This is a genomic window from Sphingomonas sp. 66-10 (assembly GCF_001897045.1).
GTDB lineage: Bacteria > Pseudomonadota > Alphaproteobacteria > Sphingomonadales > Sphingomonadaceae > Sphingomonas > Sphingomonas lycopersici.
Genome location: NZ_MKRR01000015.1, coordinates 14,674 through 14,916, shown reverse-complemented (window position 1 = coordinate 14,916; position 243 = coordinate 14,674). Strand labels below are relative to the sequence as shown.

The following is a 243-nucleotide window of genomic DNA, read 5'->3' as shown; positions in this document are numbered from 1 at the left end:
CGCGCTGGCGGCAGGCTGGGGAGCGTTGGCTGTTGCGGGTGGCCTCTGGTTCTCGCTTCAGGCGCTGATCCCTCCCGTGACCTACGGCCCGTTCCCCTATCATCTCAACCTGACAACCCCGTCCGGCGCGCCGCTTCCACTCGATCGCTTCCGTGGCAGGCCCTTCGTGGTCAACCTGTGGGCGACATGGTGCGGTCCGTGTCGGCGTGAGCTGCCGATGCTCGATGCGGTTGCGTCGCGCCC

1 protein-coding gene is annotated in these 243 nt (G+C 68.3%); it reads left to right on the top strand.

The genetic code is table 11. The features are described 5' to 3' along the window. A partial coding sequence (locus BGN95_RS01890; RefSeq protein ID WP_286771447.1) for a TlpA family protein disulfide reductase occupies positions 1-243 on the top strand: 243 nt, incomplete at both ends.